Annotated in this window: 23 protein-coding genes; 2 read left to right on the top strand and 21 right to left on the bottom strand. The window is 58.9% G+C overall.

What is annotated here, in order from left to right:
- Positions 1-22: 22 nt before the first annotated feature.
- Positions 23-1,171, top strand: coding sequence for a trypsin-like peptidase domain-containing protein (locus BO74_RS10380; RefSeq protein WP_496442102.1), 1,149 nt, complete (start codon positions 23-25; stop codon positions 1,169-1,171).
- 30 nt (positions 1,172-1,201) lie between these two features.
- Here BO74_RS10380 and tatC read toward each other — a convergent pair whose 3' ends face one another.
- The 10 genes from tatC to hisB all read right to left on the bottom strand — a co-directional run bounded on the left by tatC (position 1,202) and on the right by hisB (position 6,646).
- Positions 1,202-1,963, bottom strand: a complete 762-nt coding sequence (gene tatC / locus BO74_RS10375) for a twin-arginine translocase subunit TatC (protein ID WP_496442100.1) — start codon at positions 1,961-1,963, stop codon at positions 1,202-1,204.
- Between the two features lie 2 nt (positions 1,964-1,965).
- Complete coding sequence (tatB, locus tag BO74_RS10370) at positions 1,966-2,379, bottom strand: Sec-independent protein translocase protein TatB (protein WP_496442099.1); 414 nt, start codon at positions 2,377-2,379, stop codon at positions 1,966-1,968.
- A gap of 95 nt (positions 2,380-2,474) precedes the next feature.
- Positions 2,475-2,705 (bottom strand): Sec-independent protein translocase subunit TatA, encoded by a 231-nt coding sequence (gene tatA / locus BO74_RS10365; RefSeq protein ID WP_496442097.1) that lies wholly within the window; start codon positions 2,703-2,705, stop codon positions 2,475-2,477.
- A gap of 11 nt (positions 2,706-2,716) precedes the next feature.
- Positions 2,717-3,067: a histidine triad nucleotide-binding protein gene (locus BO74_RS10360; protein WP_496442096.1), complete on the bottom strand. Its 351-nt coding sequence runs from the start codon at positions 3,065-3,067 to the stop codon at positions 2,717-2,719.
- Between the two features lie 8 nt (positions 3,068-3,075).
- Positions 3,076-3,402 (bottom strand): phosphoribosyl-ATP diphosphatase, encoded by a 327-nt coding sequence (locus BO74_RS10355; RefSeq protein ID WP_496442094.1) that lies wholly within the window; start codon positions 3,400-3,402, stop codon positions 3,076-3,078.
- Positions 3,399-3,803: a phosphoribosyl-AMP cyclohydrolase gene (hisI, locus tag BO74_RS10350; RefSeq protein WP_496442093.1), complete on the bottom strand. Its 405-nt coding sequence runs from the start codon at positions 3,801-3,803 to the stop codon at positions 3,399-3,401. Before hisI ends, BO74_RS10355 begins: the two co-directional genes overlap by 4 nt.
- Positions 3,800-4,561 carry an imidazole glycerol phosphate synthase subunit HisF gene (hisF, locus tag BO74_RS10345; protein ID WP_496442091.1) on the bottom strand — a complete coding sequence of 254 codons (762 nt, stop codon included), beginning with the start codon at positions 4,559-4,561 and terminating at the stop codon, positions 3,800-3,802. Before hisF ends, hisI begins: the two co-directional genes overlap by 4 nt.
- 39 nt (positions 4,562-4,600) lie before the next feature.
- Positions 4,601-5,353: a 1-(5-phosphoribosyl)-5-[(5-phosphoribosylamino)methylideneamino]imidazole-4-carboxamide isomerase gene (hisA, locus tag BO74_RS10340; RefSeq protein WP_496442090.1), complete on the bottom strand. Its 753-nt coding sequence runs from the start codon at positions 5,351-5,353 to the stop codon at positions 4,601-4,603.
- Positions 5,354-5,408: 55 nt separating this feature from the next.
- Positions 5,409-6,059 carry an imidazole glycerol phosphate synthase subunit HisH gene (gene hisH / locus BO74_RS10335; RefSeq protein WP_496442088.1) on the bottom strand — a complete coding sequence of 217 codons (651 nt, stop codon included), beginning with the start codon at positions 6,057-6,059 and terminating at the stop codon, positions 5,409-5,411.
- Entirely contained in the window at positions 6,059-6,646 is a 588-nt protein-coding gene (hisB, locus tag BO74_RS10330; protein WP_496442134.1) for an imidazoleglycerol-phosphate dehydratase HisB, read from the bottom strand. The genes hisH and hisB overlap by 1 nt, the downstream gene beginning before the upstream one ends.
- A gap of 116 nt (positions 6,647-6,762) precedes the next feature.
- Here hisB and hisC point away from each other — a divergent pair, with 116 nt between their 5' ends.
- Positions 6,763-7,845 (top strand): histidinol-phosphate transaminase, encoded by a 1,083-nt coding sequence (gene hisC, locus BO74_RS10325; protein WP_496442087.1) that lies wholly within the window; start codon positions 6,763-6,765, stop codon positions 7,843-7,845.
- Positions 7,846-7,954: 109 nt separating this feature from the next.
- On the opposite strand, the gene BO74_RS10320 is transcribed toward hisC, so the two are convergent.
- From BO74_RS10320 to BO74_RS10270, 11 genes are all read right to left on the bottom strand, one after another.
- Positions 7,955-9,229: a TRAP transporter large permease gene (locus BO74_RS10320; RefSeq protein ID WP_496442085.1), complete on the bottom strand. Its 1,275-nt coding sequence runs from the start codon at positions 9,227-9,229 to the stop codon at positions 7,955-7,957.
- Positions 9,230-9,244: 15 nt separating this feature from the next.
- Complete coding sequence (locus tag BO74_RS10315; protein ID WP_496442084.1) at positions 9,245-9,742, bottom strand: TRAP transporter small permease; 498 nt, start codon at positions 9,740-9,742, stop codon at positions 9,245-9,247.
- Positions 9,743-9,808: 66 nt separating this feature from the next.
- Positions 9,809-10,783, bottom strand: a complete 975-nt coding sequence (locus BO74_RS10310) for a TRAP transporter substrate-binding protein (protein ID WP_496442083.1) — start codon at positions 10,781-10,783, stop codon at positions 9,809-9,811.
- 253 nt (positions 10,784-11,036) lie between these two features.
- Complete coding sequence (gene hisD / locus BO74_RS10305; RefSeq protein ID WP_496442082.1) at positions 11,037-12,350, bottom strand: histidinol dehydrogenase; 1,314 nt, start codon at positions 12,348-12,350, stop codon at positions 11,037-11,039.
- Positions 12,347-12,991 carry an ATP phosphoribosyltransferase gene (hisG, locus tag BO74_RS10300; protein WP_496442133.1) on the bottom strand — a complete coding sequence of 215 codons (645 nt, stop codon included), beginning with the start codon at positions 12,989-12,991 and terminating at the stop codon, positions 12,347-12,349. Before hisG ends, hisD begins: the two co-directional genes overlap by 4 nt.
- A gap of 127 nt (positions 12,992-13,118) precedes the next feature.
- Positions 13,119-15,140 (bottom strand): sodium-translocating pyrophosphatase, encoded by a 2,022-nt coding sequence (locus tag BO74_RS10295; protein ID WP_496442081.1) that lies wholly within the window; start codon positions 15,138-15,140, stop codon positions 13,119-13,121.
- Positions 15,141-15,213: 73 nt separating this feature from the next.
- Complete coding sequence (locus BO74_RS10290) at positions 15,214-15,975, bottom strand: hypothetical protein (RefSeq protein WP_496442079.1); 762 nt, start codon at positions 15,973-15,975, stop codon at positions 15,214-15,216.
- 311 nt (positions 15,976-16,286) lie between these two features.
- Positions 16,287-17,540, bottom strand: coding sequence for a UDP-N-acetylglucosamine 1-carboxyvinyltransferase (murA, locus tag BO74_RS10285; RefSeq protein WP_496442078.1), 1,254 nt, complete (start codon positions 17,538-17,540; stop codon positions 16,287-16,289).
- On the bottom strand, positions 17,533-17,778 hold the full coding sequence (locus BO74_RS10280) for a BolA family protein (RefSeq protein WP_496442077.1): 246 nt from the start codon (positions 17,776-17,778) through the stop codon (positions 17,533-17,535). Before BO74_RS10280 ends, murA begins: the two co-directional genes overlap by 8 nt.
- Positions 17,779-17,781: 3 nt before the next feature.
- Positions 17,782-18,534 (bottom strand): ABC transporter permease, encoded by a 753-nt coding sequence (locus BO74_RS10275; RefSeq protein ID WP_496442075.1) that lies wholly within the window; start codon positions 18,532-18,534, stop codon positions 17,782-17,784.
- Positions 18,531-19,457, bottom strand: a complete 927-nt coding sequence (locus BO74_RS10270) for an ABC transporter ATP-binding protein (RefSeq protein ID WP_496442131.1) — start codon at positions 19,455-19,457, stop codon at positions 18,531-18,533. The genes BO74_RS10275 and BO74_RS10270 overlap by 4 nt, the downstream gene beginning before the upstream one ends.
- Between the last annotated feature and the right edge of the window lie 11 nt (positions 19,458-19,468).

The raw sequence follows: 19,468 nt of genomic DNA, 5'->3' as shown, positions 1-19,468 counted from the left end.
GCCATCTCCGAATCAATATCCCATGCGCAGACTCTGGCTGATTTTTGCACAAACCGTCACCGTCAGTCTCGCCATCCTGTTTGTCGTTTCGTTGCTAAAACCGGATTGGTCGATTCATTGGCCGCTCCCGGAAGAAACGACGGACCACATGCCGGCTACCGGCAGTTCGTTCCGTGGCGCTGCCAAAAGAGCGCTGCCGTCGGTGGTGCATATTTTCACCTCGCAAAAGCAACCATCCCAACAGACTCCGACGGCCGAAGACCCGCTGTTCCGGCACTTCTTCGGCGACGAAGGTGACATCGACGATTCCCGCAAATCCGGACTCGGATCAGGCGTAATCGTCAGCGCCGATGGCTATATCCTGACCAACTATCACGTTGTCGAGAACGCCGACCAGATCGAGGTCGTGCTCGACAACGGAAAGACGCTCAGCGCGCAAACCGTCGGCGGCGACCCGGAAACGGACCTCGCCGTGTTGAAGCTTGAGTCCGGCAAGGACGGCATCCGCGAATTTCCGGCGATTTCCCTCGGCCGGATGGACGACGTCATTGTCGGCGACGTCGTTCTGGCCATCGGCAACCCGTTCGGCGTCGGACAAACGGTAACGATGGGCATCGTCTCGGCGCTCGGCCGCTCGCACCTCGGCATCAATACGTTCGAAAATTTCATCCAGACCGACGCCGCCATCAACCCCGGCAACTCCGGCGGCGCGCTGGTGGACGCAAAAGGCAACCTGATCGGCATCAGCACCGCGATTTATTCTCGCTCCGGTGGCTCGCTCGGGATCGGCTTCGCAATCCCCGTTTCGACCGCCAGCAATGTACTGGAGCAGATCGTGCGCACCGGCGCGGTCACCCGCGGCTGGATTGGTATCGAAGCCCAGGAGATCAATCAGGAACTGGCAGATTCCTTCGAACTCGCCTCGACGGAAGGCGCCTTGATCGCAGGCGTTCAGCGCGGCGGACCGGCCGATGCCGGCGGAGTCAAACCCGGGGACATCCTGTTGTCCGTCGCGGGGAAACCGGTCAGGGACCCGCAAGCGATGCTCGACCTGATTGCCGCATTGACGCCGGGAGAAAAGGCGCTATTCACTTTCCGCCGCCAGAAGGAAGTCGTCGAGACCGAACTCCGAATCGGAAAGAGACCGCCGCTGCGCGGGAACCGAGACTGACCGACGCCCGTTTTTCAGGGAGCGCTGGCTTCAGGAAGCGTCTTGAGGCCCTTCCAGGCGCGCTGGCCCGGATTCTCCGCGTTTCCGCACAAAACGCGCCATCAACATACCCAGTTCGTACAAGAGGCAGAGCGGAATCGCCAGCATCAACTGCGAAACGACATCCGGCGGCGTGAATATGGCTGCAATGACGAAAGCACCGACAACAACGTAAGAGCGCCATTCCTTCAAAGTGGACAATTCCACGATGCCGACCAGCACCAGCACCACAACGATCACCGGCACTTCAAACGCCACCCCGAACGCTACGAACGTGGTCATGACGAACGACAGGTATTTCTCGATGTCGGTCATCCACGCCACGCCCTCAGGAGCAACGTTGGCCATGAAGCCGAACACCGTCGGAAAGACCAGGAAATACGCGAACGACATTCCGACGAAGAACAACAGCACACTCGACGCGACCAGCGGCAACGCAAGCTTCTTTTCATGCGCATAGAGCCCCGGAGCGACGAAGGCCCAAACCTGATAAAGGACGTAGGGCAAGGCGATGAGAAAAGCCACCATCAACGCCACCTTCATTGGAACGAGGAACACGCCGACCACGTCCGTCGCGATCATCTGCCCCCCTTGCGGCAAGGTCGCCAACAACGGTTGCGCCAGCAGCGCATACAGCTCTTTTGCCCAAGGGAACAGACACAGAAAGACGACCAGAATGGACAACATCGCCCTGATCAGGCGATCTCGCAGCTCAATGAGGTGAGTAAGAAACGATTGCTCTGGCTGGTCCATCGTCAAGCACCTGTCTTCGTCGGGTTCGATGAATCGTCAGGCAGTGAGGCGCGAGGAGCATCCGGAGCAGGCACATTCTGCGTCTCCGCCGCAGACTTGGGCTGCTTCACAGGTTCAGGCAATCCTTCCTTTACCGACTCGACTGCCTCGCCGACATCTTTCCCGATCGTCTGCACCTCTGCGGCGATAGTCTGCTCGAAATTGCGGGCGGATTCCTGCATTTCCGCCTGCAATTTCTTCAGTTCATCCAGTTGCATTTCCCGGCTGATGTCTGCCTTGACGTTGTTAACGTAACGCTGCATTCGCCCGAGCAAGATTCCGGCGGTGCGGGCAACCTTCGGTAGACGCTCCGGTCCGATGACTACGAGCGCTACCACTCCCACGACGAGAAGTTCCGAAAAGCCTATATCGAACATAGAGGTTCAGTCACGAGGAAATAGCGCGAACGCTCGGCAAACAAACTAATGAAGGACAAATGCCCGAAGAGCGGCGCCAAGACCCCGGCCAGTTGTTATGACTTGGTTTTTTCCTTGACTTCACCTTCGATCGTCTGACCGCCGGAAATCTGTTCCGAAGGCGTCTCTGCCGGCTTGTTTTCTGCCGTTCCTTCACGCATGCCTTCCTTGAAACCTTTGACAGCTCCGCCAAGATCTTCACCGATATTGCGCAGCTTCTTGGTGCCAAAAACGAGCATGACGATCAACAAGACAATTAGCCAATGCCAGATACTGAAACTTCCCATGATGAATCTCCTTAATTGCGCTTGAGCATCGGTCCGACCGGTTCCGGCCCGCCGACGACGTGGGCGTGAAGATGGGGAACTTCCTGCCCGCCGACCCGCCCGTTGTTGATGATGACACGAAAACCGTCCGGACTACCGTTTTCCTTGGCCAGTTGGTTCGCCACGAAAAGCATGCGTCCGAGCACGGGTTCGTCGGCTTCGGTGGCCGTTTGCAACGATTCGATATGGCGCTTGGGAATAACCAGAAGGTGCATCGGCCGCGCCGGATTGATATCGTGAAACGCGAGTACCATTTCGTCCTCGAAGACCTTGCGCGCAGGGATTTCGCCACGCGCAATCTTGCAAAACAGGCAGTCAGACATGGAGCCTCCTAACCGGCAGTCCGCGAGTTCTTCTCGGCGATACCGGAGGTTCCCTCACGGCGCTGAAGTTCCTCGAGCACATCCTCGGCCCCCAGTTCATAGAACGCCAGCAACGCGAGCACGTGATAAAACACATCCGCCGATTCATAAATAATGTTTTCCGGCTTGCCGTCCTTGGCCGCCATGATCAATTCGGCGGACTCCTCCCCGATTTTCTTCAGGATCGAATCCGGCCCCTTGGCAAACAACTTGGCCGTATAGGACGTCGTTGGATCGGCGTGCCGACGCGACGCCAGAATCTCCGACAAGCGGAGCAATACGTTTTCGTCACTCATTTTGCGTAGATATCCTTTGGATCTTTCAAGACGGGATCGGCGGCAACCCAGCGATCACCGTTTAATTCGAGGAAGAAGCAGCTTTCGCGGCCGGTATGGCAAGCGATGCCGCCAATCTGCTCGATGGCAAGCAGCAATACGTCACCGTCGCAATCCGCGCGAATCGTCCGGATCTTCTGCACATGTCCCGACTCTTCGCCCTTGCGCCACAGGCGTTTGCGCGAGCGCGACCAATAGACAGCATTGCCGGTCGCTACGCTCTCCTGTAATGACTCACGGTTCATCCAGGCGAACATCACCACCCGGCCGCTCGCAACATCCTGGGCAATGGCGGGGATCATCCCGTTTTCGTCCCACTTCAGCGCATCGAGCCAGAACTGGCTTGCATCCAGATCACTCACAGGCGAACCTCGATACCCCGATCGCGCATGAACTCCTTGGCCTGCCGCACCGTATATTCGCCGAAGTGGAAAATGCTGGCGGCCAGGACGGCATCTGCCCCGCCGATCGAAACGCCGTCGGCGAGATGTTGCAGGTTGCCGACGCCGCCACTGGCAATCACCGGAATAGCCACGGCATCCGACACGGCACGGGTCAGCGCCAGATCGAAACCGTTTTTCGTGCCATCGCGGTCCATGCTGGTCAGGAGAATTTCGCCGGCACCGAGTTCCTGCACGCGGCAAGCCCAATCGACGGCGTCAAGTCCTGTATGGTTGCGCCCGCCATGAGTGAACACCTCCCATTTTTCGGGCGCCACCTGCTTGGCGTCGATCGCCACCACGATGCATTGATTGCCGACCTTGGCAGAAGCCTCCGCAACCAGATCGGGGTTATTGACCGCCGCGGTGTTCATGCTCACTTTATCCGCGCCCGCGTTCAGCAAACGCCGCACATCAGCCACGGTGCGTACGCCGCCACCGACCGTCAGAGGAATGAATACCTGTGCCGCACAGGCCTCGACGATATGCAGGATGATATCGCGCTGATCGGACGATGCCGTGATGTCGAGAAAGGTAACCTCGTCGGCGCCCTGGTCGTCGTAACGACGGGCGATCTCGACAGGATCACCAGCATCGCGCAGGTCGACAAAATTGGTACCCTTGACGACCCGCCCGGCGGTCACGTCAAGGCACGGAATGATTCGTTTGGCTAGACCCACGGCAAACTTCCAGAATCGTTAAACAGATGCATGCGTGGATCAGGCCTCGTCCGCCCCGCCCGCCTCATCGGCCTCGGCTTGCGCGGCGGCGAAATCAAGGGATCCGTCGTAGATCGCGCGCCCGGCGATGGTCCCCATGATGCCCTCGCTCTCGACCGCGCATAAACGGCGGATATCATCGATGTTCGACAACCCGCCGCTGGCGATCACCGGAATCCGCAGCGACTGCGCCAGTTTGACCGTCGCCTCGATGTTGATTCCGGAAAGCATGCCATCACGCCCGATGTCAGTGTAAATGATGGCTTCGACGCCGTAGTCCTCGCATTTTTTCGCGAGATCGATGACGTCATGCTTGGTCAGCTTCGACCATCCATCGACTGCCACCTTGCCATCCTTGGCATCGAGGCCGACGATGATCTGCCCCGGGAAGGCGCTGCAGGCATCATGCAGGAAGCCAGGGTTCTTCACCGCAGCCGTGCCGATGATGACGTAACTGACCCCGTTGTCGAGACAGCGTTCGATGGTATCCAGATCGCGGATGCCACCGCCCAACTGGACGGGAATCTCGTCGCCAACGGCGTCGACGATTTCCCGGATCGCCTTCTCGTTTTTCGGCTTGCCGGCGAATGCGCCGTTCAGGTCGACCACGTGCAGACGACGCGCACCTTGTTCGAGCCAGTGAGCAGCTTGTTCACCAGGGGAATTGGAAAAGACCGTCGCTTCATCCATGAGGCCCTGCTTGAGACGGACGCACTGCCCGTCCTTCAGGTCGATCGCGGGAATGATCAGCATTTTGGGAAAACAGAAGGGTGGTTGAAAAAATCGGTAACCGGAGATCGGCAAGTGCTCAGGGAGCCCAGGAAATGAAGTTCGACAATAGCGTCAATCCTGCTTGCGCGCTCTTCTCCGGATGACATTGAATGGCAAAGATATTATCCCGGGCCACCGCACTGGTAAAGGATATTCCGTAATCCGTCCTGCCAGCGATGCAATCCCGATCGACCGGATCGACATAATAGCTGTGCACGAAATAGAAGCGCGAACCGTCATCGATACGCGCCCACAAGGGATGCTCACCGCATTGTTCGACCTGGTTCCAGCCCATGTGGGGCACTTTCAGCCGTTCTCCGGAACGAGAAAACATCTTGTCCGAAGGGAAGCGCCGAACGCTTCCGGAAAACACCCCCAACCCGGGAACATCGCCCTCTTCGCTATGCTCGAAAAGCATCTGAAGACCGATACAGATGCCAAGAAACGGTTTGTTCCTGGCCGCGTCGAGGACCACGGGACGCAATCCACGTGCGTCAAGTTCGCGCATGCAGTCCGGCATGGCGCCCTGTCCGGGAAAAACAACACGCTCTGCGGAAGCCACAACGCCGGGATCGGCGGTAACGACGACTTCCCTGCCTTCGGCCACATGTACCAGCGCCTGCCAGACGGAGCGCAAATTCCCCATGCCGTAATCGATGACGGCGATCGTTCCTGCCTTGTTGGTCATCACAGCGACCCCTTTGTGGAGGGAATCGTCCCGGCGCTACGGGGATCCGGTTCGATCGCCATGCGCAAGGCGCGACCGAATGCCTTGAAAACCGTTTCCGCCTGATGGTGGGCATTGTCGCCGCGCAAATTATCGATGTGCAGGGTCATCAACGCATGGTTCGTCAGCCCCTGAAAGAATTCGCGAACGAGATCGACATCGAAGGCACCGATCGTCGCGCGGGTGAAATCGACGTCGAACGACAAGCCCGGCCGACCGGAAAGGTCGATAACTACCCGGGACAACGCTTCGTCGAGCGGCACGTAGGCGTGACCATAACGACGGATTCCCTGCTTTCCCCCCAGAGCTTGAGCCAACGCTTGCCCGAAAGTAATCCCGATATCTTCGACCGTGTGGTGCGCGTCGATATGCAGATCACCGGTCGCCTGCACCTCAAGGTCGATCATTCCGTGCCGCGCCACCTGCTCGAGCATGTGGTCGAGAAACGGCACACCCGTAGCAAAACGGCTCTTCCCGCTCCCGTCGAGTTCAAGTCGGACGAACACCTGGGTTTCCAGCGTATTTCGGGTTATTTCTGCCTGGCGCATGATGAAATCGTGATCGGAGGTTTTCGCCGCTTGAGGCGGCGCGTGGGCAAGATCGGTCGTCAAGCCCGCATGATACCATCTGGTGCTTCCACCGCACCGGACCTTTCAAACCGCCCATGAGCCAATACTGGAGCCCACTCGTTCATGGCTTGACCCCGTACACCCCGGGCGAGCAGCCAAAACTGACCAACCTGGTCAAGCTGAACACCAACGAAAACCCGTACCCGCCGTCACCCAAGGCAGTTGCGGCCATGCGCGAAGAACTCGGCGCAGATGGCGCCACGTTGCGGCTTTATCCAGACCCGAACGCCGATCTGCTGAAACAGGCCGTCGCCACACGTTTCGCCGACCTGGGGGTGACATCTGCGCATGTCTTTGTCGGCAACGGGTCCGACGAGGTCCTGGCCCACGTGTTCATGGCTCTGCTCAAGCACGACAAGCCGGTTCTCCTGCCCGACATCACCTACAGTTTCTACCCGGTCTATTGCGGCCTGCATGGCGTGAGCAGCGTTTCGATTCCGCTCGACGAGCATTTCGCCATCCGCGTAGACGACTACATGATGGAGAACGGCGGGATCATCATCGCCAATCCAAACGCACCGACGGGGCACCTCTTGCCGCTCGGAGAAATCGCGCGACTGGCGGTAGCGCACCCCGGCTCCGTGGTCGTCGTCGATGAAGCCTATATCGACTTTGGCGGTGAAACCGCGATTTCCCTGGTCGATCGTTTCCGCAACCTCCTGGTCGTCCGCACGCTGTCCAAATCGCACTCGCTGGCCGGCCTGCGTGTCGGCTACGCCGTTGGTGACCCGATGCTGATCGAAGGACTCGAGCGCATCAAGAACAGTTTCAATTCGTATCCGCTCGACCGCCTGGCCATTGTCGGCGCCGCCGCGGCGCTCGCCGACGTGGAGTATTCCGAAACGACGCGACAGGCCGTAATGCATAGCCGGTCCGTCCTTGTTGCTGGCCTGACTGAACTCGGATTCGACGTCCTCCCTTCCGCTGCGAATTTCATTTTCGCTCGCCACCCAGAACACGACGCCGTAACACTTGCCGGGAAGCTTCGGGAACGCAGCATCATCGTTCGCCATTTCAGATTGCCGCGCATCGACCAGCACTTGCGGATTACCATCGGTACGGACGCTGACTGCGCCGCGCTGACCAACGCGCTCAAGGAAATTCTCGCCGCTGGCTGACGCCACCGTAGCGTAGACGCCAGAAGGGGCATGCAACTGCATGCCCCTTCTGGCTTTCAGGAGTCGCTTCCCAGCCCCCACCGGGAAGCGGCCCGTCCCCAAACGATCGCTATTTCAACGCATTCGGCAAGACCGTAATGATCCACGGATTGGTGGTCAGGATAACCAGCGTCACCAGCAACGCGAACAGGTACGGCAGCGAGGCCTTCATCACCTTCTCGATCGGCACCTTGGTAATCGCGCTGGCCACGAACAGGTCCAGACCCACCGGCGGGGTGATACAACCGATCGCCAGGTTGACCACCATCAGCACGCCGAAGAACAGCGGATCAATCCCCAGCGTCTTGGCCACCGGCAGGAAGATCGGGGTCAGGATCACCACCGCCGCCGAAGCATTCACCATCGTTCCGGCCACCAGCAGCAACACGTTGAGGACCATCAGGAACATGATCGGCGAGGAAGTGAGCGAGACGACGAACTCGCCGAGCCGGTGCGGAATCATCAGGTTGGTCAGCATCCAGCCAAAGACGTTGGCCGCGCCGACCAGCAGCATGATCATGGTCGTGCCGATGACCGCCTGGAAGACGATCTTCGGAAAGTCCCGGAACTTCAGCTCCTTGTAGATGAACAGCCCGACAAAAATTCCGTAGACCACGGCCACCGCCGCTGCTTCGGTCGGCGTGAAGATCCCGCCGTAGATGCCGCCGATAATGATCACCGGCGTCAGCAGCGCGAAGAACGAGTCCTTGAAGGCGGTCGCCACCCCGGCAATGGAAAACTGTCCATCGGGTTCGATTCCCGCCTTTTTGGCCTTGTACCAGCTGACGATCATCATCGAAAGGCCCATCAGGGCTCCCGGGATGAAGCCACCGACGAACATCTCGCCGATCGACACATCAGCGATGACGCCATAGACCACCATGGTGATCGACGGCGGGATGACGATACCGACCACGCCGCTCGACGCCACCACACCCGTCGCCCACTCACGTCCGTAGCCCTTCTTGTCCATGGCGTCGACCATGGTGGTCCCGAGCGCCGCGGTCGTTGCTGCCGACGACCCGGAAATGGCCGCGAAGAAGCAACCGGAAACCGACACCGTCTGTGCCAGGCCGCCGCGGAAGGAGCCCACCAGCGATTGCGAGAAGTTGACCAGGCGCATGGTCACCCCGCCCGCCGACATGAACGACCCGGCCAGCATGAAGAACGGCACGGCCATGAAGGAGAACGAATCGATGCCGGAGAACATGATCTGGGTAACCATGACCAGCGGCTTGTCGATGAAGAACACCAGGATCGAGGCCACCGCGAGGGCCAGCGTGAAAGCGACCGGAACCCCGAGCAGGGTCAGGCCGAGAAAAACTGCGAGCAATACATAATCCATGCTTTATTCCCCCGATTAGCCGTGAACTTCTTCACGCTTGACGTCTTCACCCTTGACGAACCGGAGCGTGTCCCGGATCAGATAGAGCAGCATCAAGGTGGCACTCACCGGAATGACGGCATAGATATAGCTCATCGAGATTTCCAGCCCCGGGGACTCCTGGAAGGTCATGACCTGTACCATCTTGGCCCCTTGCGTCAGCAGGATCGCCACGAACAGGTAGCCGCACACCAGCGAAAGCAGCGTCAGCAACTTCCCGACGAAGGTGCCCTTGAAGTGGTTCGGCAGGAACTCGACGGAAAGATGGCCCGATTCGCCCATGATCAACGCCGACCCGAGGAAAACCACATATACAAACAGATAGCGCGCGAGTTCTTCCGACCATTCCGGCGTATAACCGAACCCGTAGCGCGTAATGACTTGCGCAAAAATGGTCACCAGCATGACCATCATCGCGACAAACGAGAACCAGTACAGGACTGATCTCACCTTGCCCAAAATTGCGTCCAGCATCGCATGCCCTCCTGCAAAAAGAACCCGGACAGTGCGGCTGCCCGGGTTCCTGTAGTAACTGCTCTTTTACTTCTCCAGCGCCTTGATTTTGTCAACGTTCGCCTGACCAACGGTCTTGGCCAGCTGCTTGTACACCGACTCCGTGGCGTCCATGAACGGCTTGCGATCAACCGTGATGACTTCCATCTTGCCGGTTTGCTTGATCTTGTCCCAGAACTCGCTGTCCTTGGCTTCGGCCAGCGCGCGCTGCCAGGCAATCGCTTCGGTCGCCGCCGACTGGATGATGGCCTGTTGTTCCGGCTTCAGTTTCTTCCAGGTCGACATCGAGATCAGGAACGGCTCAGCCGCGTAGGCATGGCCGGTCAGCGAGGCGTACTTCTGCACTTCGTAGAAGCGCTTGGTATAGATATGCGCACTCGGATTTTCCTGGCCATCAACGACGCCAGCCTGCATGCCCGAATAGAGCTCAGCCAGGGACATCGGGGTCGGGGAAGCGCCCAGCGCCTTCATCATTTCCACGTAAACCTTGTTGTTCATCACGCGGATCTTCAACCCCTTCATGTCGGCGGGCGACTTGATCGGGCGGGAGTTGTTGGTCATGTGACGGATGCCGTTTTCCATGTAGCCGAGCATTTTCAGCCCCTTGGCTTCGAGCGGCTTGGCCAGTTCCATACCGACCGTGTCCAGCGCCTTGAAGGCATGCGCGCGGTCCTTGAACAGGAACGGCATGTCGAAAATCGCCATTTGCGGTTGGAAGGTGCCCAGTTCTGCGGTTCCGGTAAGCGTCATGTCAACGGTGCCGTAGATCAGCCCCTCGATCAGTTCCTTCTGAGTTCCCAGAGACGAGGACGGGAAAACCTTGATTTCGATGTCGCCATTCGACTTTTGCTTGACGAGCTCGGCGAATTTGTCAGCGCCCTGACCGTAAGGATTGGTCGACTCGGCGATATGGCCGAGCTTCAGCACGGTGGCGGCCATGGCCGAGCTGGAAAGAGCGAGCGCCACTACAATCGCCGAAAGCGTCCCGATGCGTTTCTTCATGTGATCCCTCCAATGAATTGCTAGTGCAACGACAATAAAAATATTTAGAAGAACATGGACCAAGCCCATAAAAAATATCTTATAACAAATTTTTATTGCCGTGGAAACAATTTTGCAATTCTTTTTTTGACCACCATTCGCGACAAATACGCGACGAATGCAACAAGCCTCCGCAGCCAGGAAGGCCATGGAAAACAACAAATATGCAGGAAAAACAAGAACGGTTGCGCCCTTGAAGGCGCAACCGGGAACTTCACTGTTCCAGACGCATTGCGGCGGAGAGCGCGTGCGCGGACAACCCTTCGCCATCGGCCAGGGTACGCGCGACCCTCCCAAGTGTTTTCGACCCCGTCGGAGAAACGCGAATCAGGCTGCTGCGCTTCTGAAAATCATAAACACCAAGGGGCGAGGAAAAACGCGCACTTCCCGACGTCGGCAGGACATGGTTCGGACCTGCGCAATAGTCACCCAACGATTCGGATGTGTAGGGACCGATGAAAATCGCCCCCGCGTTACGTATTTTGGCAACCCACGCATCGGCATCAACGAGCGAGAGTTCTAGATGTTCGGGAGCGATCCGGTTGGCGATCGCACAGGCTTCGTCAAGGTCACGAACCTGAATCAATGCGCCGCGGTTCTCGAGTGCGGCGCGGATGATTTCCTGCCGCGGCATCGTGGGCAGCAATCGCTCGATGGACTCAAACACCTTGTCAATGTACGCGCCATCGGGGCACAGCAGAATCGATTGCGCCAATTCGTCATGCTCGGCCTGGGAGAAAAGATCCATCGCCACCCAGTCCGGCTTTGTTTTCCCGTCGCATACAACAAGGATCTCCGACGGCCCGGCCACCATGTCGATGCCGACGATCCCGAAAACCCGACGCTTGGCAGCCGCAACATAGGCGTTGCCTGGGCCGACAATCTTGTCGACGCGCGGGATCGTTTGCGTACCGTAGGCCAGCGCGCCAACCGCCTGCGCACCACCGATGCAAAACACCCGGTCGACGCCGGCCAAGGCCGCCGCCGCCAGAACGAGTGGATTCCTGTCACCGCCCGGTGTCGGCACGACCATGACAAGTTCGCCGACGCCGGCGACCTTCGCCGGAATTGCGTTCATCAATACCGATGACGGGTAAGCCGCCTTGCCCCCCGGTACGTAAAGACCGACGCGATCAAGCGGGGTCACTTTCTGCCCGAGCAAGGTACCGACCAACTCCGGCACCTGTTCTTCATAGTGCCAGCCCTGCACCACCTGATGCTGGTGATAGGTCTTGACCCGCTGCGCGGCCGTTTCCAGCGCCTCCCGTTGGTCGACGGGAAGCTGTTCCAGCGCAGATGCGAGCTCTTCACGCGAGAGCTCCAGTTCCGCCAGCGCGCGCACGGACAGACGATCGAAGCGATTTGTGTACTCGACGACGGCCGCATCTCCCCGTGCCTTGACGTCGGCCAGAATGTCGGCCACCGCCTGCTCGACGGCCACATCCTGAGCGCCCTCGAAGGCTAGAAGGGCATCGAGACGCAGCGAAAAATCGTCGTCGCAACTGGAAAAGCGCTTGATGTCGATCATGCGCCGACTGCCTTGGTGATGGCCTCCATGATCGGCACCAGACGCTCGCGCTTCAACTTGAGCGCAGCCTGGTTGACGATCAGGCGTGACGAAATATCCATGATGTGTTCGACCGCGACCAGATTATTGGCCTTCAGCGTTCCGCCGGTCGACACCAGATCGACGATGGCGTCCGCGAGGCCGGCCAGCGGAGCCAACTCCATCGAGCCATACAACTTGATCAGATCGACGTGGACACCCTTGGCCGCGAAATGCTCGCGGGCAATATTGATGTACTTGCTCGCCACCTTGAGACGTGCACCTTGGCGAACCGCGTTTTCGTAGTCGAACCCGGCGGGGATCGCCACCATCATCCGGCACTTGGCGATTTTCAGATCCAGCGGCTGGTACAGTCCTTCGCCGCCGTTCTCGATCAGTACATCCTTGCCGGCTACGCCAATATCCGCCGCGCCGTACTGGACATACGTCGGCGCGTCGGTCGCGCGCACGATGACCACGCGCACGTCGTCGCAATTCGTCGGAATGATCAGCTTGCGCGAAGTCTCCGGATTCTCCAGAGGCTCAATCCCGGCAGCCGCCAGCAACGGCAAGGTTTCTTCGAAAATACGGCCCTTGGACAGGGCAATGGTAATGCCTTCCACGACGATCATCCCGCTCATTGAAAGGTCTGATTTTACCGTATGACCTCACTCGCAAGACACATCCAAAAAAGCGAAGCCCCTAGCCTGTGCCGAGAGCTTCGCCGAGGAAGCAAGAAACTCCTGATACCTACTTTACGAGTTGTTCGACGATTCCGCCGTATTGAACGATTGCCGGCGCGAACACCAGCGAAACGATGGTCATCAGCTTGATCAGGATGTTCATTGATGGCGACGCTGTATCCTTGAACGGATCGCCCACCGTGTCACCGACCACCGCCGCCTTGTGCGCGAAGCTTCCCTTGCCGCCATGCTCGCCGCCCTCGATGTATTTCTTGGCGTTGTCCCACGCTCCACCGGAGTTGGCCATGAAGATCGCCAGCAATACGCCGGTAACCAACGCGCCAGCGATAAATCCTGCCAGCGCTGCCGGGCCGAGCAGCAAGCCCATGGCCAGCGGCAGGATAATCGCCAGCGACCCAGGCAACAGCATGCGTTTCAACGACGCGGCGGTCGAGATATCGACGCACTTCGCGTAATCCGGTTTGGTTGTACCTTCCATCACCCCAGGGATCGTGCGGAACTGCCGCCGGACTTCCTCGATCATGTCCGTCGCCGCATCGCCTACCGCCTCCATGGTCAACGCCGCAAAGAGGAAGGGGATCATCGCGCCGAGCATGAGCCCGGCCAAGGTCAGCGGATTGAGCAGGTCGATGCTGCTCAAGTTGACGGCCTGGGCGTAGGCGGCGAACAGCGCCAGCGCGGTCAGAGCCGCCGAGCTGATGGCGAAGCCCTTCGCGATGGCTGCCGTAGTATTGCCGACGGCATCCAGCTTGTCGGTGATTTCGCGAATCCGGCTCGGCATCTCGGACATTTCGGCAATACCCCCGGCGTTGTCGGAAATCGGGCCGTAGGCATCGACCGAAACCGTGATCCCGGTGATCGACAGCATCCCGACGGCCGCCAGAGAGATTCCGAACAGGCCGGAAAAGGCATCGCTGGCGCCGCCCATGACGTAGTACGCAACCAGCATCCCGACGGCCATGCAGATCATCGGCCACATGGTCGAATACATGCCGATGCCCATGCCCGAGATCAAGGTCGTCGCGGGGCCCGTCTCCGATTGACGGGCGATGGTCTTGACAAAGCGATAGTCGGCCGAGGTGTAGATTTCGGTGATCTTGCCGATGGTCAGGCCGGCGATCAGGCCGGCCGTCAAGGCGGCGAATGCCTTGAGATTGCCGAAGACCAGCTGGCTGAGTACGCCGGAGATTACGACCGTCAGCCCGCCGGCAACGTAGGTACCGAGGTTGAGCGCCGCTTGCGGGTTATCGCCCTTGCTGGCGCGGGCAATCAGCACACCGGCGATGCACGCCAGAATACCGAGGGCACAAAGCCCGAAGACATAGAGCACACCCTCGCCGTTCTTGAACAGGACGGCCCCCAACGCGAAAGCCCCGATGATCGAACCAGAATACGACTCGAACAGGTCAGCCCCCATCCCGGCAACGTCGCCAACGTTGTCGCCGACGTTATCGGCAATGACCGCCGGATTGCGTGGGTCATCCTCGGGAATCCCGGCTTCGACCTTGCCGACCAGGTCCGCCCCCACGTCGGCCGCCTTGGTGTAGATGCCGCCCCCGACGCGGGCAAACAGCGCGATCGAACTCGCGCCGAGACCGAAACCGGTGATGTAGCTGACGTTCTGATCGAACAGCAGATAAAGCACACCGAGGCCGAACATACCCAGACCGGCAACGGACATCCCCATCACGGCACCGCCGGAAAACGCGATGCGCAGAGCGGCATTCATACCCGTTTGCGCGGCCGCTGCGGTGCGGACGTTGGCCTTCGTCGCCACCTGCATGCCGAAAAAGCCGGCCATGATCGAACAGCAGGCCCCGCCGACAAAACACACTGCCGTCTGCCAGTTGATGAATAGTGCGAGCACGGCAAATACGATGAGGATGAATACCGCCAGATAGCGATACTCACGATAGAGAAAGGCCATCGCTCCTTCGTGAATGTATCCGGCAATCTCGCGCATCCTCGGGCTGCCGGCGTCGGCGTTACTGATTTCCTTGCTCAGCACGAAGGCAAAAACCAGCGCAACGACACCGGAAAGCGTCGAAAGAATCAGGTAAGTGTTCAAGATAGGACCTCTAGGCTTTATTGATTATGGTCATGCGCGGCGGCGTACCAAGCCGGCCCCCCGCCGCGAAAACTCAGACGTTGGCGGAGCGCCACCATTGGGTGTGTTTATCTCTCAATTCATGATGAGAGAGCATCGGATAAAACACCAAATCGCCGCCGTTCCCGACATAGACTCCCTTCTTGACCATCCGGTAGGGGAATTCCATCGAGTGCACCCGGTGGACCATCTTGCTGTCCTTGCCGCCCTTGAGAACCATCAAGGCCTCACGCAAGTGATGGATATACGAATACGGCAAGTCGTTTGCCGACCCGTTTTCGGGGTCATCGGCCAGCGCCCCCAACCCCAGCTCGACAAAGACCAACCCCGGGAAACGAATGAATTTCGCCGGATTAATCGTCACGCTCTGGTAAAAGGCAACCGGGTCAAGATGGCTGACAACCAGACTATTAACTGGAACGAGATCCTGGTAGAGGTGCAGGCAGCCATCCTTCTCGGCAGGCAACTCGCCCTTCTCCAAACCGAGTGTATGGCCGTAAGCCGTCGTCAAGTACAGCTTGCCGAGCGCGGCGAGCGGGAGATGCTCGAGAACGCGGTAAACGGAAACATAGACCGAATGCTTCGGCGAGCCGTCTTCGGCCGGAACGCAACGCTGAATGGCAGTCGGGATATCGAAGTAGTCGCTTCGGAAGTCCGGATCGACCTCGAAGAACAGGCATTGCCCCTTGGATTTATAGCCTGTACCCGTAGCGTAGTACTGGCCGAATTGTTCGGGTGTCAGATTGGAAGCAATCAGCGCCTCCGGTATAAGCGAGAAATACAGATGAACGTCCACGCCCCCTCCTCCTGGTTGTTGAGTTTTGTGCTGAGTGAGACTTTGTGCCGGCCGCGCATGACCGGGACCCTTTGGCCACCCCTTTGACCAAAGGCCGGTCACCCCCCAGGCGCCGGCGAACTGTCAATTTCCGCTTTTTTTCGAGTCTACAACGCGTTGACAGGCAATCACAAGATGTGATTAACCGACATTAGCGAACAAGATCTTGCGACTTGCTCACCAACATTGCACTGCCACATGCCCGCATAAAACCACTGAGGATTCCGATTGGCCAACCCAGTTGACCAATCGGCAAGGGGGAGAGAAAAACGTTATCTGACGCGGCGAACCCGCGCGCCCAAACGGGCAAGTTTCTCCTCGATACGCTCGTAGCCACGATCAAGGTGGTAGATGCGTTCGATCAGCGTTTGCCCACGGGCGACAAGCCCCGCGATCACCAGACTGGCGGAAGCGCGCAGATCTGTCGCCATCACGGTTGCGCCGTCCAGCTTAGGCACACCCGTGACGACCGCGGTGTTTCCATCGATCCTGATGTCCGCACCCAACCGGATCAACTCGACCGCGTGCATGAAGCGGTTCTCGAAAATCGTTTCCCGTATCACTGCCGAGCCGTCCGCCACGCAGTTGATCGCCATGAACTGCGCCTGCATGTCGGTCGGGAAAGCGGGATACGGCGCGGTTCGCAGGCTGATGGCTTTCAGGCGCTGCGGCGCCTTGAGGTGTATCGAATCATCGGCGCAGTCGATCACGCACCCCGCTTCACGCAACTTCTCGATAACCGAGTCAAGCCACACCGCAGAGGTGCGCGCCAACGTGATGTCACCACCGCTCGCCGCGGCCGCGCACAGGAAAGTCCCTGTTTCTATCCGATCCGGCATGACCGAGTGAGTAGCGCCGTGCAGACGCTCGACGCCCCGGATGCAGATTCGGTCCGTTCCGGCGCCGGCGATGTTCGCCCCCATCGCGATCAGGCAATTGGCCAGGTCAACGACCTCCGGTTCACGTGCCGCGTTTTCGATGACGGTTTCGCCTTCCGCGAGGGTTGCCGCCATCATCAGGTTTTCCGTGCCGGTCACCGTTACCATGTCGGTGACTATGCGTGCGCCCTTGAGCCGTTTAGCGGTGGCATGGACATAGCCCCCCTCGACACGGATGTCCGCCCCCATGGCCTGCAAGCCCTTGATATGCTGGTCGACAGGCCGTGCGCCAATAGCGCAACCACCCGGCAGCGATACTCGCGCCTCGCCGCACCGGGCCAGTAGAGGCCCGAGAACAAGAATGGATGCGCGCATGGTCTTGACCATGTCGTACGGAGCAAACGGATTGCTCAGCCCCGCACTGTCGAGAGTCACCGCCTCGTTACCGTCGAGTGCGACGACAACGCCCATCTGGCCAAGCAAGCGCAGCATCGTCGAAATGTCGTTGAGGTGTGGAACGTTGCCCAGGCGAAGAGTATCCGGGCACAGCAGACTGGCGCAGAGAATCGGCAATGCCGCGTTTTTGGCGCCGGACACGGCCACTTCGCCGACGAGCGGCTCGCCGCCCTCAATCAACAATTTATCCACGCAGTGCGCTCCACTCGTCGGGAGTAACGGTCTTCATCGAAAGTGCATGCAGCTCTCCACTATCGAAATACGAGCGCAGCACGGCATTGACCATTTGCTGCCTCTGCACACGACTCTTGCCGAGAAAGAGCGAACTGACGACGAGCGCTTCAAAATGCTCACCGTCTCCCAGCACCTGCAATTCCTCGCACAACAGTCCGTCCGCGATCAGTTTTTTCACCTGTTCGGCCAGCATCATGACTCAATACCTCAACTTGTATCCCTTGCGCAGCAACGCCAAGGTTGCCAGCGCAATCATTAGAAGAAACAGCGCCGAGACGACCAGGCTTCTACCGGGCGAAACGTCCGACACACCGAAGAATCCGTAGCGAAATCCGTCGATCAAATAAAACACCGGATTGAAATGCGACACACCCTGCCAGAAGGCGGGCAAGGATCCGATTGAATAGAATACTCCGGACAACATCGTCAGCGGCATGATCAGAAAATTCTGGAAGGCCGCCAACTGATCGAATTTGTCGGCCCAGATGCCCGCTACCATCCCCAGCGCCCCCATCACGCCTCCCGCCACGAGCGCGAAGATCACGATCCACCCCGGCGCTACCACCTCCACCGGCACGAACCAGACGGTCACAGCCAGCACACCCAATCCGACCATCATGCCGCGCAGGACGGCGGCAACGACATAAGCCATGAAAAATTCGACGTAGGAAATCGGGGGCAGCAGAACGAAGACGATGCTCCCCGTAACCTTTGCCTGAATCAGGCTGGACGAACTGTTGGCGAAGGCATTCTGCATGACCGACATCATTGCCAATCCGGGAATCAGAAACGCCGTATATCCCACGCCATTGATCTGCACCCGATCTTCCAGAACGTGCCCGAAGATCAGCAGGTACAACAATGCTGTCAAGACCGGAGCGGCGATGGTCTGAAAGCCGACTTTCCAGAAACGCAACACCTCCTTGTAGAACAGAGTCCTGAACCCGATCATCGCCCGTCCTCGGCCTCGCTCTCATGCTTACCCTGCATGACGGAAACGAAAACGTCCTCCAGATCGACTTCGGTCAGGCGAATATCCTGGATCGCGCACCCGAATTCACGCACACTTGCAAGCAGCGGTTCGACGTCCTGACAGCTGGGCAACGAGAAATTGAGGAACCCGTCACGTTCGACGGCCCGAGCACGCAAATCGCCAGGGAGCCGCTCCGGTCGGTCAACACGCAAGCTCAGGGTTCGCCCGGAAGAGCGCTCCAGCAAACGCTGGGTCGTATCCAGCGCAACAACCTGCCCTTGCTTGAGCATCGCGATGCGCCCGCAGAGTTCCTCGGCTTCCTCCAGATAATGCGTTGTCAAAATGACGGTATGGCCGGCACTATTGAGACGTCTGACGAAAGCCCAGAGCCCCTGGCGCAATTCGACATCAACCCCGGCAGTCGGCTCGTCTAGAACGATCACCGGAGGTTTGTGTACCAGCGCCTGGGCAACGAGCACACGCCGTTTCATTCCTCCGGAGAGACGCCGCATGTTGGTATCCGCCTTGGCCGTGAGGTCGAGGTTCTCCAGAATTTCGTCGATCCAGTCGTCGTTCCGGCGAATGCCGAAATAGCCCGACTGGATGCGCAGTGTTTCGCGCACCGTGAAAAACGGGTCGAATACCAGTTCCTGCGGGACGACACCGAGCAACCGGCGTGCACTGCGGTAGTCTGTCTGGACATCATGCCCCATCACCTCAAGGGAGCCGGAGTCCGCGCGCACGAGTCCGGCAAGACACGAGATAAGTGTCGTTTTCCCGGCCCCGTTCGGCCCGAGCAAGCCGAAGAATTCCCCTTCGGCAATCTCCAGCGACACGCCATCAAGCGCCCGCAAACTCCCGAATGCCTTGGCAACTTGCGTTACAGACACTGCGGCGCGCATCACGAAACGAA

This window comes from Propionivibrio pelophilus DSM 12018, from assembly GCF_059569095.1.
This window is presented reverse-complemented; position numbering and strand designations above follow the sequence as displayed.